The sequence below is a fragment of the Pseudomonas monsensis genome, assembly GCF_014268495.2.
Lineage (GTDB): Bacteria > Pseudomonadota > Gammaproteobacteria > Pseudomonadales > Pseudomonadaceae > Aquipseudomonas > Aquipseudomonas monsensis.
In genome coordinates, this window is sequence record NZ_CP077087.1 from 816,256 (window position 1) to 829,316 (window position 13,061).

General features: G+C 61.5%; 9 protein-coding genes. 4 read left to right on the plus strand and 5 right to left on the minus strand.

Annotated features, from left to right (window positions below; genetic code table 11):
• Positions 1-4 precede the first annotated feature (4 nt).
• Together parC and HV782_RS03485 are read left to right on the plus strand one after the other, a co-directional pair.
• Positions 5-2,269 carry a DNA topoisomerase IV subunit A gene (gene parC / locus HV782_RS03480; RefSeq protein WP_003221074.1) on the plus strand — a complete coding sequence of 755 codons (2,265 nt, stop codon included), beginning with the start codon at positions 5-7 and terminating at the stop codon, positions 2,267-2,269.
• A gap of 186 nt (positions 2,270-2,455) precedes the next feature.
• Positions 2,456-3,166 carry a PqiC family protein gene (locus tag HV782_RS03485; RefSeq protein ID WP_123470874.1) on the plus strand — a complete coding sequence of 237 codons (711 nt, stop codon included), beginning with the start codon at positions 2,456-2,458 and terminating at the stop codon, positions 3,164-3,166.
• A gap of 837 nt (positions 3,167-4,003) precedes the next feature.
• Here the strand turns inward: HV782_RS03485 and HV782_RS03490 are convergent.
• Positions 4,004-5,512, minus strand: coding sequence for an AhpA/YtjB family protein (locus HV782_RS03490; protein WP_186748577.1), 1,509 nt, complete (start codon positions 5,510-5,512; stop codon positions 4,004-4,006).
• 134 nt (positions 5,513-5,646) lie between these two features.
• Between HV782_RS03490 and serB the strand changes: the two genes are divergently transcribed.
• Positions 5,647-6,861 carry a phosphoserine phosphatase SerB gene (gene serB, locus HV782_RS03495; protein WP_123470877.1) on the plus strand — a complete coding sequence of 405 codons (1,215 nt, stop codon included), beginning with the start codon at positions 5,647-5,649 and terminating at the stop codon, positions 6,859-6,861.
• A 60-nt stretch (positions 6,862-6,921) separates the two neighbouring features.
• Here the strand turns inward: serB and HV782_RS03500 are convergent, their stop codons facing one another.
• From HV782_RS03500 to HV782_RS03515, 4 genes are all read right to left on the minus strand, one after another.
• On the minus strand, positions 6,922-8,673 hold the full coding sequence (locus HV782_RS03500) for a cyclic-di-GMP receptor FimW-related protein (protein ID WP_186748576.1): 1,752 nt from the start codon (positions 8,671-8,673) through the stop codon (positions 6,922-6,924).
• Positions 8,674-8,765: 92 nt separating this feature from the next.
• Positions 8,766-9,626 carry an archaetidylserine decarboxylase gene (gene asd / locus HV782_RS03505; protein ID WP_123470881.1) on the minus strand — a complete coding sequence of 287 codons (861 nt, stop codon included), beginning with the start codon at positions 9,624-9,626 and terminating at the stop codon, positions 8,766-8,768.
• Between the two features lie 9 nt (positions 9,627-9,635).
• On the minus strand, positions 9,636-10,460 hold the full coding sequence (rhdA, locus tag HV782_RS03510; protein WP_186748575.1) for a thiosulfate sulfurtransferase: 825 nt from the start codon (positions 10,458-10,460) through the stop codon (positions 9,636-9,638).
• Between the two features lie 42 nt (positions 10,461-10,502).
• Positions 10,503-12,041, minus strand: coding sequence for an HDOD domain-containing protein (locus HV782_RS03515; protein WP_186748574.1), 1,539 nt, complete (start codon positions 12,039-12,041; stop codon positions 10,503-10,505).
• Between the two features lie 166 nt (positions 12,042-12,207).
• Between HV782_RS03515 and motA the strand changes: the two genes are divergently transcribed.
• Complete coding sequence (gene motA, locus HV782_RS03520; protein WP_007952169.1) at positions 12,208-13,059, plus strand: flagellar motor stator protein MotA; 852 nt, start codon at positions 12,208-12,210, stop codon at positions 13,057-13,059.
• The last annotated feature ends 2 nt before the right edge of the window (positions 13,060-13,061 follow it).

Here is a 13,061-nt window from a genome sequence, read left to right on the forward strand (position 1 = left end):
CCGCATGAGCGACTCCCTTGATCTCAGCCTGGACGGTGTAGAACGCCGCTCGCTGGCTGACTTCACCGAAAATGCCTACCTCAACTACTCCATGTACGTGATCATGGACCGTGCTTTGCCGCATATCGGCGACGGCCTGAAACCGGTACAGCGGCGTATCGTCTACGCCATGAGCGAACTGGGGCTGGATGCCGATTCCAAGCACAAGAAATCGGCGCGTACCGTCGGTGACGTGCTCGGCAAGTTCCACCCGCACGGCGACTCGGCGTGCTACGAAGCGATGGTGCTGATGGCTCAGCCGTTCAGCTATCGCTACACACTGGTCGACGGCCAGGGCAACTGGGGTGCGCCGGACGATCCGAAGTCCTTCGCCGCCATGCGTTACACCGAAGCCCGTCTGTCGCGCTATTCCGAAGTGCTGCTCAGCGAGCTGGGCCAGGGCACCGCCGACTGGGGCCCGAACTTCGACGGCACCCTGCAGGAACCGCTGGTGTTGCCGGCACGTTTGCCGAACATCCTGCTCAACGGCACCACCGGTATCGCCGTGGGCATGGCCACCGATGTGCCACCGCACAACCTGCGCGAAGTCGCCACTGCCTGCGTGCGCCTGCTCGATGAGCCGAAAGCCACGGTCGAACAGCTCTGCGAACACATTCAGGGCCCGGACTACCCGACCGAAGCGGAAATCATCACCCCGCGCGCCGACCTGCTGAAAATGTACGAAACCGGCAAGGGCTCGGTGCGCATGCGCGCCGTGTACCACGTCGAGGACGGCGACATCATCGTCACCGCGTTGCCGCACCAGGTGTCTGGCGCCAAGGTGCTGGAGCAGATCGCCGCGCTGATGCAGGCCAAACCGTCGAAAGCGCCGCAGATCGCTGACCTGCGTGACGAATCCGACCACGAAAACCCGTGCCGCATCGTGATCATTCCGGTCAACAGCCGCGTCGATCACGAAGCGCTGATGCAGCACCTGTTCGCCAGCACCGAGCTGGAGTCGACCTACCGGGTCAACGTCAACATCATCGGTCTGGACGGCAAGCCACAGCTGAAAAACCTCCGTGCGTTGCTGGTCGAATGGCTGGAATTCCGCGTGCTGACCGTGCGTCGCCGCCTGCAATTTCGCCTCGACAAGGTCGAGCGTCGCCTGCACCTGTTGGACGGCTTGCTGATCGCTTACCTCAACCTGGATGAAGTGATCCACATCATCCGCACCGAGGAGCACCCGAAAGCCAAGCTGATCGAACGTTTCGCCCTCAGCGAGATTCAGGCCGACTACATCCTCGACACCCGTCTGCGTCAGTTGGCGCGACTGGAAGAGATGAAGTTGCGCGACGAGCAGGACGAACTGCTCAAGGAACAAGCCAAGCTGCAAGCGCTGCTGGGCAGCGAAGCCAAGCTGAAGAAGCTGGTGCGCACCGAGCTGCTGAAAGACGCTGAAACCTATGGCGATGACCGTCGTTCACCCATCGTCGAACGTGCAGAAGCCAAGGCGCTGACCGAACACGACCTGTTGCCGAACGAAAAAGTGACTGTCGTGTTGTCGGAAAAAGGCTGGATCCGTTCGGCCAAAGGACACGACATCGACGCCACTGGCCTGTCGTATAAGGCCGGTGACGGCTTCAAGACCTCGGCGGCGGGGCGCTCCAACCAGTTTGCAGTGTTTATCGACTCCACCGGCCGCAGCTATTCGGTCGCCGCGCACACCTTGCCGTCGGCCCGGGGCCAGGGCGAGCCGTTGACCGGCCGTCTGACGCCGCCGCCCGGCGCCACGTTCGAGTGCGTGCTGATGCCGGAAGACGATGCGCTGTATGTGATCGCGTCCGATGCCGGTTACGGCTTCGTGGTCAAAGGCGAAGACCTGCAAGCCAAGAACAAGGCCGGTAAGGCCCTGCTGAGTCTGCCGAACAACGCCAAAGTCATCGCGCCGCGGCCAGTGGCCGATCGTGAGCAGAACTGGCTGGCCTCGGTCACGACCGAAGGTCGCCTGCTGATCTTCAAAATCAGCGATCTGCCACAATTAGGGAAGGGCAAGGGCAACAAGATCATCGGTATTTCCGGTGAGCGTGTGGCCAGTCGCGAAGAATATGTCACGGACATCGCCGTACTGCCGGAAGGCGCCACGTTGGTGCTGCAGGCCGGAAAACGGACCCTGTCGCTGAAGGCCGACGACCTCGAACACTACAAGGGTGAACGTGGCCGTCGTGGCAACAAGCTGCCAAGGGGCTTCCAGAGGGTGGATGCGCTGCTCGTCGAAAACCTCAATTAGGCGAAAACGCCCACCTAGAGGCGTCGATCTACGATTTAACGCGTAGATCGACGCTTTGGCGCTGGAGTCGGAACGCATATTCACGGATGATATGGCCTTTCCAAACGCCGGCGTGGCCGAGCGTTCTTCATATTTATTGAGTATTTTCACTGTGGTCAGCCTTGTGGCGGCCACCTGGACGGGATGATGACTGCTCTGCGCCCCCTTATTTTCCTGCTCGCCGGCGTTTTGGGCCTGGCGGGTTGCAGCGTTCACCAGCCGGTGTCGCTGTATCAGCTGGACAGCGGAAGTCCGGCTCAGCCTGCGCAAAGCGCAGGCATGGCGGTTTTGTTGGGTCCGGTAGTCATTGCTGATTACCTGCAACGTGAAACCCTGCTGCAACGTCAACCGGACGGTAGTCTGCAAGCGGCGACCGACGGTCGCTGGGCGGGCAGCCTTTCGTCGGATATCGATCAATTGCTGATGCGTCAGGTGGCCGGTCATCTCGACAGCCAGCGTGTGGTGCTGGCGCCGGCGACCCTGGGTTTTACCCCGGATGTGCAGGTGTTGCTGACCATCACGCGTCTGGACTCGGGTGAGAAACAACCGGCGATCCTCGATGCGCAATGGCGCTTGATCGACCGTCGTGGTCAGGTGCGCGATAACCGCATCGTCCACCTGCAGGAGCTGCATGCCGGCACCACGGCTTCGCAGGTTCAGGCGCAAGGCATTCTGCTGCAGCGTCTGGCCGAGCAGTTGTCGGTGGCGCTCAAACCGTTGGCCAATCAGCCGCCGGTGGCTGAAGCACCGCGTAAAGCGGCACCCAAACCGGCCGCGCCGGCAGCGGAAGCCGAGAAGCAGCCAAAGATTCCGATGGCTTCGCCGATTCGCACCGATATGGAAGTGTTCCGCTTCTAAGCCGGATCGAGTCAGAACAGAGCCCGCCTTGTGCGGGCTTTGTTGTGTCTGGGGTTTGGTGGGGGAGATCACAAGCCCCTCACCCTAACCCTCTCCCGGAGGGAGAGGGGACTGACCGAGGTGTCTGGTGCTATGCATCGACCTGAAAGCGCTTGGCGATTATGGATTCACAGCTGGGCGTTCACGTCGCTGCAGGTCTTCAATATTCCCGGATCGGTTCCCTCTCCCGGAGGGAGAGGGGACTGACCGAGGTGTCTGGTGCTATGCATCGACCTGAAAGAGCCTGGCGATTATGGATTCACAGCAGGCATTCAAGTCGCTGCAGGTCTTCAATATTCCCGAATCGGTGCCCTCTCCCGGAGCGAGAGAGAGCCGACTGAGGTGTCTGGTGCTATGCATCGACCTGAAAGAACCTGGCGATTATAAATCCACAGCGGGGAATTCAAGTCGCTGCAGGTCTTCAATATTCCCGGATCGGTTCCCTCTCCCGGAGGGAGAGGGGACTGACCGAGGTGTCTGGTGCTATGCATCGACCTGAAAGCGCTTGGCGATTATGAATTCACAGCTGGGCGTTCACGTCGCTGCAGGTCTTCAATATTCCCGAATCGGTTCCATCTCCCCGAGGGAGAGGGCTGGGGTGAGGTTATGCATCGACCTGAAAGAGTCTGGCGATTATGAATTCACAGCGGGGCGTTCAAGTCGCTGCAGGTCTTCAATATTCCCGGATCGGTTCCCTCTCCCAGCGGGAGAGGGCTAGGGTGAGGGGCAAAGTGCAGGCAACAAAAAAGCCCGCAGACATTCGCGTGTCTGCGGGCTTTCGTACCTCTGGCCTAAGGCTTACGCCCGACGTTCATGCATCCGCGCCAGTTGTCGCTCGAGCATCGACGGATAAGGCTCCATCAAGCGCTCCACGCAGCAAGCGCCTTCAGGGCTGGCAATCGGGCGGATCCGCGCACGCTGGCGGATCAGTGTATCGTCACTGATCTTGCGCTCGACCAGCAGCAGATTGCGGCTGTGTTGCGACAAGGCCAAGGCATCCTGTGCCGAGTCGGTCAGCAGCAGGTCGATCTGGCTCAGACCGAACAACTCGTCACCCAGGGTCAGACCCAGCTGCAATTGCAGGGTGATGCCGCTGTCGGCGACTTCGATCTGCAACTGATGGCCCAGCGCCCGCAGCAGCTCGCCGCAGCAGATCGCGTTGGTCAGGTAATCGTCGCCGCTGTCTTCGCTGTGGAACAGCATCAGCGTGCTGCCGTCGTTGAGGGTTTCGATTTCACCCTGATACAACGAGGCGGCCTGGTCGAGGCAGTCGCGATAACGCTCCAGCAGCTCTTCCAGGCGCGCGCGTGGCAGGCGGCGCAGTTGTTCTTGCGAGCCGAGTTGCACGGCCAGTACGGCGCTGTGCTGTGGCACGTTGGGTGTGGCCTTGCGCGCAGCCGGTTGCGGGGCGGCATCCAGCGACTCGTCGCGCAGATCGGCAAAGGCGTCGTCGTCATCATCGTCTTCAACGGTGCTGACCACGTGGCGCGGCGCCGGCTTCTGTGCGGCCAGCGGACGGGTTTCGTCGAAGCTCGGATCGCGCAGGTTGCGCACTTCGAATTCGGGTTCGTCCTCTTCTTCGAACTCGGGTTCCGGCTCGGGTTTCGGCGCCGGCTCCGGAGCAAAGTTGGCGTGCAGTTGACGGGCCAGATCACCGATTTCGTCCTGGCGCTCGGTGCCCGGCGTGAATTCGTCGATATGGCGCAACCATACGCGCAATTGCAGCAGCGGCGTGGACAGGTAGCGGCCCATGCGCAGGCTCAAGGCCAGCGACAGCGCCAGCAAAATCGCACTGAGAATGCCCATGCTCTGCAGGCTGATGGTCATCGGCTGCTGGAACTGATCCATGTCCAGGCTGATGCGCAGTTGCCCGGCGGTCACGTCCTGGAAGGTGATCTTGCTCTCGTACATGCCTTCGGCTTCGCCCAACAGGCTGTGCTTGGGGCGCTGACCGGATTCGGCGAGGATGCGGTTGTCCACGCTATAGATGGCCGCGTGCGCCACCAGTTTGTTCTTGGTCAGGTTGTTGAGCAGCACATTGAGGCTGAGGATGTCGTTGGACACCAACAGCTCCGTGGCGGAGGTGGCGGTCTGCGTGGTCAGGCTTTCGCCCAGTGCATCGGCCTGCTCGTGCATGGCCTGCTTGAACTGCAAGCCCATCACCCCGGCATAGATCACCAGGGCCAGAGCGACCAGGATCACGTTATGGCTGGCAATGCGCAATGCAATCGGTACACGGCGGTGGCGCAGTGCACGGAAGATCAGCAGGAAGAAGTTATCGGTTTTAACTGGCGTGGGCCGGTTCACTGAGCTCGGCTCTTTTGTCCGTGAAGTTGACGCGCAGTATAGCGACAGGCCCTAGACCGGCAAAGCGCTCGCGGTGCCCGATGGTCACTGAAAGTGGGTAGAATGCGGTTTTTTTCCAGTTGCGGGGGTGCGCGTTGCGCGAAATCGTCCTGATTAACATCACGGGAGTCGACCGTCCGGGTCTGACTGCGGCCATTACCGGCGTTCTGGCACAAGGTGGTGTGAACATTCTCGACATCGGTCAGGCGGTGATCCACGACACCCTGTCGTTCGGCATCCTGGTTGAAATTCCCGATTCCGAGCAAGGCAAGGCCGTGCTCAAGGACATCCTGTTCAAGGGCTACGAGCTCGACCAGCAGGTGCGCTTCACCCCGGTGTCCGAAGAGGATTACCAGCAGTGGGTGGGCAATCAGGGCAAGAAACGCCACATCGTTACCCTGTTGACCCGCAAAGTCACCGCCGGCCAATTGCAGGCGGTCAGCTCGATCACCGCCAAATATGGCCTGAACATCGACCATATCGACCGTCTGTCGGGTCGCATGCCGCTGGATACGCCGGCGGACAAGGGCAAGGGCTGCATCGAGTTCTCCGTGCGTGGCGAGGCGGCGGATCCGCAGGCCCTGCGCGCCGAATTCCTCAGCGTCGCGCAGGCGCTGAACGTCGACATCGCCTTTCAGGAAGATTCGTTGTTCCGCCGCAACCGGCGCCTGGCGGTGTTTGACATGGACTCCACGCTGATCGAAGCCGAAGTCATCGACGAACTGGCCAAGGCGGCCGGTGTCGGCGAGCAAGTGTCGGCCATCACCGAGCGCGCGATGGCCGGCGAGCTGGATTTTCGTGCCAGCTTCAAGGAGCGCCTGGCGCTGCTCAAAGGGCTGGATGTCAGCGTGCTGGATTCGATCGGCGCTTCGTTGCGCCTGACCGAAGGCGCCGAAACCCTGTTCGCCGAACTCAAGCGTCTGGGGTACAAGACGGCGATCCTGTCCGGCGGCTTCACCTACTTCGCCAAGCAGTTGCAGGCCAAGCTCGGCATTGACTACGTGTTCGCCAACGAACTGGAAGTGGTCGACGGCAAGTGCACCGGCGTGGCGATCGAGCCGATTGTCGACGCCCAGCGCAAGGCCGATCTGCTGAAGGAACTGGCGCACAAGGAAGGTTTGCGTCTGGAGCAGACCATCGCAGTTGGCGATGGCGCGAATGACCTGCCGATGCTGGCGATTGCCGGGCTGGGCGTGGCGTTCCGGGCCAAGCCGCTGGTCAAGCAGTCGGCCAAGCAGGCGATCTCGACACTGGGGCTGGATGGTGTGCTGTATCTGCTCGGCTTCCGCGACCGCGACGGCCAGCTTTAAGCTTGAAGCAGGTCTCTGTGGCGAGGGCGCACGCGCCCTCGCCACGGTTTCTTTAAGGCTTCAAAGCGACTTCCACAAAGAGTCGAAATCCTCCTCGCTCCCGCCATTCTGCGCGGCCTCGAGCGAGCGATAGGCAAACTGATTGAAGCTGTGCGTACTCGCCAGCCGCCGATCCAGTCCGGCGCGGTGCTCTTCGCCCTGAGTGTTGATGAGTACTTTATTGCCTTCCTGAAACGGCAGGCGCGGTGCCAGCAAGGTGGCCGGCAAGTCGATTGCGCTGATCTCCGGCAGCAGTAACCCGCGCAAGTAATGGCTGTGATCGTCCCGCGAGCGCACCAGTTGCAAACCGCATGGCTGCGCATGCGGAGCCACCAGTTCAATGCCCATCTGCGTCCCGCTACCCCGTACCTGACGAATCCAGCGAATCACGGCAATGCTCCAGCCCTGGCTCGTGCTGTCCTGAATCCCGAGCATTTCTCCAGCCTGCAGCTCGGCAGGCACCTCATCGGGCCAGGCCAGGCAGTAGCCGCCGGGGCTATGGTTGATCACCGGCAACGTGTAGGTCGGGTAATGCGGTGTGCTGTCGGTGGTGCTTTCGTCCTCGGGCAGATGGTCGTACTGGATTTCTTCATAAGGCAGAAACTGCTCGTTGCCCAGCGGCGCGGCGTCGAACGCCTGACTCCAGCTGTCTTTTTCACCCTTGGCCACGGCACTGCTGAAATTGGCTGCGCGAGCGCCGGGATGTTTGAGCAATTCGCTGAATGTGCGTTCGCCACCGAGGTAGAAATGCAGGGCGCTCATGCCGACGCACACGGTCAGGTTGCCCTGGCCAACGCTGCGCTGAAAACTGCGCTCGGCGGCCTGTCCCCACGTGGCATGCAAGTGTTGCAGGGTGTCCTGACTCATGCCGTTGGGCACTTGCAACGGCGGCGATGTGTCCTGCCGCAGCAGGTGCGCCTCGACGGCATTCACCAGCGGCTGCGGATCGAAGCCGAGCAGTCCGGCCTGTTGTTCGCGGCGAAACATGCTGCGATAACGCGGCCCGACATCGAGTTCTGCGCTGATCGCAAACAGGCCATCGTCCGGACGCCCGGGATTCAGTTTGAGCAACGCGCTCCACGGCTCCAGCACCTCGGCCAGGCGGGCGATCTGGTTCTGCCGCAACTGATTGCAACGCGCACTGCCCAGCAACAACGCGGCGATGTAGTTCTGTTCAAGGCTCAGCTCGGGCGTCAGGCTGGCGAGGTCGTCATGCACGCGCTTGTGCTGAAGCTGCAGTTCACAGGCGCTGCGATAGAGCTGGTGCAACTCGAACCACAACTGCTCCGGTGCCGGACTGTACAGCTGCGTGGCGCGTACCAGTTGCCCCTTGAGTGCATGTGCCGCCCGTTGCAGGGCAGTGCTGAGCAGAGTTGCGCGATCCTTGCTGTATTTCGGTGTGATGCGCAGCACGATCTGTTTGTAGCCAATCGCCAGATGACTTTGCAGCGCCTGACACAGGTTGCTGATCTTGCGCGAACGCTCGTCGAGCATGATCGCCTGATGCAGAAACTGCCGCTCCAGATGCTGGCAGACGAAATACACCTCGGGGCGCAGCAACTCCAGCAGTTGCAGGCGATTGTCGCTGGGGGTGAGCAACTGATTGAGTTCGCCCAGGCCTTGATACAACTGGCGGGCGGTTTCGCCGATGTTGGCCTTGGGCAGGCCGGCGATCCAGCGCTTGAAGTCGCGCGGGGAGGCTTCGCAAAACGACAGGTGCGATTGCGTCGGGGCAGGGGCGCGAAGTGGCGGCGGGGCGATGGTCTGGCTCATGCCAAAAACCATAGCAGTAAAAATCGGGGTCTGTCGCGACGGCAAACCCTGTAAGAGCCTTCGGTAGCTCCTACAGGGAGAGCGCGGAGATATCAGGCCGTTGGCAGCGCCAGAGCCTGGCCCATTTGTACTGGCGAACCGGCGACCAGTTCTTCAGCCCATTTCACTTGATCCGGCCCGAACAGCACGATCGCGGTCGAACCCAGCTTGAAACGGCCCAGTTCGGCGCCTTTTTCCAGATGGATCGGTGCGCGGGCGGCTTCGTCGTAGCGGAAGGTTTTCAGCTCGCGCTTCGGCGGGGTGACCAGACCGGCCCACACGGTTTCGATCGAAGCGACGATCATCGCGCCGACCAGCACCACGGCCATCGGCCCGCGCTCGGTGTCGAAGATGCACGCCACACGCTCGTTGCGGGCGAACAGCTCCGGAACGTTTTCCGCGGTGGTCTGGTTGACCGAGAAGATCCGGCCCGGGATGTAGACCATCTCGCGCAGGGTACCGGCCAGCGGCATGTGCACGCGGTGGTAGTCCTTCGGCGACAGGTAGATGGTGGCGAAATCGCCGCCCATGAACGGAGCAGCATTGGCCGTATCACCGCCGAGCAGTTCCAGCACGCTGAAGCTGTGGCCCTTGGCCTGGAACACCCGACCGTGTTCGATCGGGCCGAGCTGGCTGACCGCACCGTCGGCCGGGCTGAGGATCGCGCCCGGAGTTTCGTCCAGCGGACGTGCGCCGTCTTTCAGTGCACGGGTGAAGAACGCGTTGAAGTGCTCGTAAGCGGTCAGGTCTTCGACCAGTGCTTGCGACATGTCCACCTGATAACGCTTGGCGAACCACTGGGTGAAGGCATTCTTGAACCAGCGCACGCGGCACTCGGCAACGCAGCCGGCCAGGCGCGACAGCAGGTGATGAGGCAGCAGGTACTGGCTGAGGATAAACAGACGCTCTTTCATTAGTTGTCCTTAAAAACCTTGAATCTCGACAGGCGTGTCAGGGTGGTTGCCCCATTCGCCCCAGGAACCGGCGTAGCCCTTGACCCGCGGATAACCGAGGGACTTGGCCACCAGATATGTGAAGCCCGACCGGTGATGGGTCTGGCAGTGGGTAATGATTTCTTTGTCCTTGGTGATTCCGAGGTCTGCGAGGATCTGCGGCATGTCCGTGCGAATGCGCAACTGGCGTGCCTTGTCCATGCCGGCGGTCCATTCGAAGTTGACCGCGCCCGGAATGTGTCCACCCTTGGCCGCCAGCACCTTCTCACCGGAATACTCCAGCGGCCCGCGCGCATCCCAGATCGCCAGATCGGCGGCGCCGAGCCGGCTTTGCAGATATTCGCGAGTGGCGGTCGGTTCTTCGTGCAGGGTCAGCGCCACCGGGCCGCCGACGGCGGGAGGTATCTGGATCGACATCGGCATGCCGGCTTCCAGCCACGCCGGCAAGCCGCCGTCGACGTAGTGGTAGTTGTCGTGACCAATCACGTCGAGCAGCCAGATGAAACGCCCGGCCCAGCCGCCGCCCTCGTCGTCATAGACCACGTAGACCGCGTCCTTGCGATGGCCCAGTTCACCGAACAGCGCTTCCAGGTCGGCCTTGGCCGGCAGCAATCCCGGTGCTGGCGGCTGACCGAGCTGGGTGCGTTTCGGGTCGACAAAACGTGCGCCGGGAAGGTGACCTTCGGCATAGCGGGCAGGGCTGGTCAGATCCACCAGAATCAGTTCAGGGGAATCGAGACGCGGGAGCAGGTCGCTCGGCTCGATGACGAGCGGCAAGCCAGAGAAGTCAGACATGTGAGGTCTCCAGAGCACAAAGGGGGGGATTGTAGCGCAGCCTCATCGGCCACGGCTGCTAAAGCTGTGCAGGGCTTTTTCGATGCACTGCGCGGTTTTGCCGAACGCCTGCACGGTGATGTCGGCGAACGGCCCGCCGCCCTGGTCGGCCACGACGATCATGATCACCCGGCCATTGTTGATCAGTGAGCGCAGGAACAAATGTTCGCCGCGAAACAGCGAGCGCAGGCCCGGCGGCAACAACGCGGAAAATTGTGCATTGTTCTCGGGGTTGATCCGCACCTGTGCCTGCTGCGCCAGCAGGCGCTGCAATACCTTGCTCTGGCTGACGACGAAATTCAGCGCGGCGGCGTCTTTCGGCAAACCGAAAGTCTGGTGTACGCGCAGATTGGACTGCGTGCGATCGGCCATCAGGATCATCACCCGGCGCATGCCGCTGGCGACCAGAGCATCGCGGGCAGCGACTGTCAGGCTCATGGCATTGGTGAAGCGGCTCGGTTCGGCGAGCAGTTCGGCACATTGCCGGCGCCACTGGCTCAGGTCTTCAGCGGACGGCGCGGCGGCAGGCAGCATGCCCGCCGGCAAACGGTGCGTGCCCCACGGCCACAACAGCGACACCGCCGGGTGCCACAGGTCCGGCATTGCATGGTGGCGTGCGCTGTTGGCGGCTTGTTGGTGCAACTGCTGTTGCACTTCATCCATCGAGATTTGCAGATACAGGCTGGTCAGGTACTGCCAGCGCTCACTGTGCGGACTGTCCCAGGCCTGTTGCGCCGATAACGCCAGACCGTTGGCCAGCAGCACGGTGTTGGCCGGCTGATTGAGCCAGCGACGCAGGGTCGGATCGTCATCCAGGCGATTCTGCTGGCGCAACGGGTGTTCGCTGTCGCGGGCGATGCGCAGCACTTTGACCAGTTCGCGCTGTTCGCTGAGCAGCAATTTATAGCCTTGCTGCACCCAGATCGGCAGGTGCCAGACTTGCACCAGCGCCTCGGCGATCTTCAGCAGGCGCACGCCAAACAGTTGCTTCTCGACCACCGGAGCCGATTCGCCCTTGTGGATCACCCGCAATTCCCATTCTTCGAGCAACTCGGGAAACTTCAGCGCCAGTGGCCATAATGGCGAGAGAAACAACAGGCTGCCCCAATGGATGTCCTGCCACAGTCGGGCCAGGCGGCTGGCGAAAAAACCATTGGCCTGTTGCGTGGCGTGCTGGCTGATCATTTGCAGTTGGCGCAGGGCCTTGGGGATCTGCATCTGCGGTTGGGCCGGCAGGCGCGCCAGCAGTTCTTCGGTGCGCGCCAGACCCAGACGGTTGATCGCCACCTCGAGGTTTTCCGCCGGTGCGGACATGGTGCCATGGGTGTGACGATTCGCCTCACGGATGATGCTCAAGGCCAGCGCCGGGCTGTCCTGCATCAGCTCGGCGATGTCGCGTAGCGAGCTGCGGTTGTCACGGATCGCGCGGCACACTTTGTCGTGAGCCTCTTGCGGCACGGGCAGGAGCACGCCATCGAGCAACTTTACCCAGCCCTCGAGGGTGGTCGGTTTTGCGTGTGGGACGTTCGTTTCATTAGCCATGTCTGGACGAGATCTTCACTGACTGTAGACGCGCCCGGCATGGGCTAAATTGGCTTTTCGCCTGAACTGGCTATAGTCTGGCGCAGTTTTGCCGATAAGTAGAAGAAGAGATTTTTTAACTTCCGAATATGACCTTGAACCCGACTTAAATAAGTACTTTCTACCTATGGCTAAAATTATCGGCATCATCGTCGTATTCGCGAGCGTGCTCGGCGGATACGTGCTCTCCCACGGCAAAATTGCCGCCCTGATCCAGCCCTTCGAGGTGATGATCATCGGTGGTGCGGCCCTCGGTGCATTCCTGCAGGCCAACCCCGGTTACATGACGATGCACGTGCTCAAGAAATCCCTGAGCATGTTCAGTTCGCGCTTCAGCCACACGTTCTATCTGGAAGTGCTGGGCCTGATCTACGAGATCCTCAACAAGAGCCGCCGCGAAGGCATGATGGCCATCGAAGGCGACATCGAAGACGCCGCCGCGAGCCCGATCTTCGCCAAGTACCCGGCCGTGCTCAAAGACGAGCGCATGACCGCGTTCATCTGCGATTACCTGCGCATCATGTCCTCCGGCAACATGGCTCCGCATGAGCTGGAAGGCCTGTTCGACATGGAACTCTACAGCCTCAAGGAAGACCTCGAGCACCCGTCCCATGCGGTGAACGGCATCGCCGACGCCATGCCGGGTTTCGGTATCGTCGCGGCGGTACTGGGTATCGTGGTGACCATGGCTTCGCTGGGTGAAGGCGATCAGAAATCCATCGGTCTGCACGTGGGTGCGGCACTGGTCGGTACCTTCTTCGGTATTCTCGCGGCCTACGGTTTCTTCGGTCCGTTGGCGCACTCCCTGGCTCACGATGCCAAGGAAGAGCTGAACGTCTATGAAGCGATCAAAGCCTCGCTGGTGGCTTCCGCTTCCGGCATGCCGCCATCGCTGGCGGTCGAGTTTGGTCGCAAGGTGCTGTACCCGGCCCACCGTCCAAGCTTTGCCGAGCTGGAACAAGCCGTTCGCGGTCGTTAAGT

What these genes read in the sequence shown, in the direction of transcription:
- HV782_RS03500 (WP_186748576.1), bottom strand. Translation starts at nt 8,673, where the DNA reads ATGAGCCAGACCATCGCCCCGCCGCCACTTCGCGCCCCTGCCCCGACG.
- HV782_RS03485 (WP_123470874.1), top strand. Translation starts at nt 2,456, where the DNA reads ATGACTGCTCTGCGCCCCCTTATTTTCCTGCTCGCCGGCGTTTTGGGC.
- rhdA (WP_186748575.1), bottom strand. Translation starts at nt 10,460, where the DNA reads ATGTCTGACTTCTCTGGCTTGCCGCTCGTCATCGAGCCGAGCGACCTG.
- motA (WP_007952169.1), top strand. Translation starts at nt 12,208, where the DNA reads ATGGCTAAAATTATCGGCATCATCGTCGTATTCGCGAGCGTGCTCGGC.
- HV782_RS03515 (WP_186748574.1), bottom strand. Translation starts at nt 12,041, where the DNA reads ATGGCTAATGAAACGAACGTCCCACACGCAAAACCGACCACCCTCGAG.
- asd (WP_123470881.1), bottom strand. Translation starts at nt 9,626, where the DNA reads ATGAAAGAGCGTCTGTTTATCCTCAGCCAGTACCTGCTGCCTCATCAC.
- parC (WP_003221074.1), top strand. Translation starts at nt 5, where the DNA reads ATGAGCGACTCCCTTGATCTCAGCCTGGACGGTGTAGAACGCCGCTCG.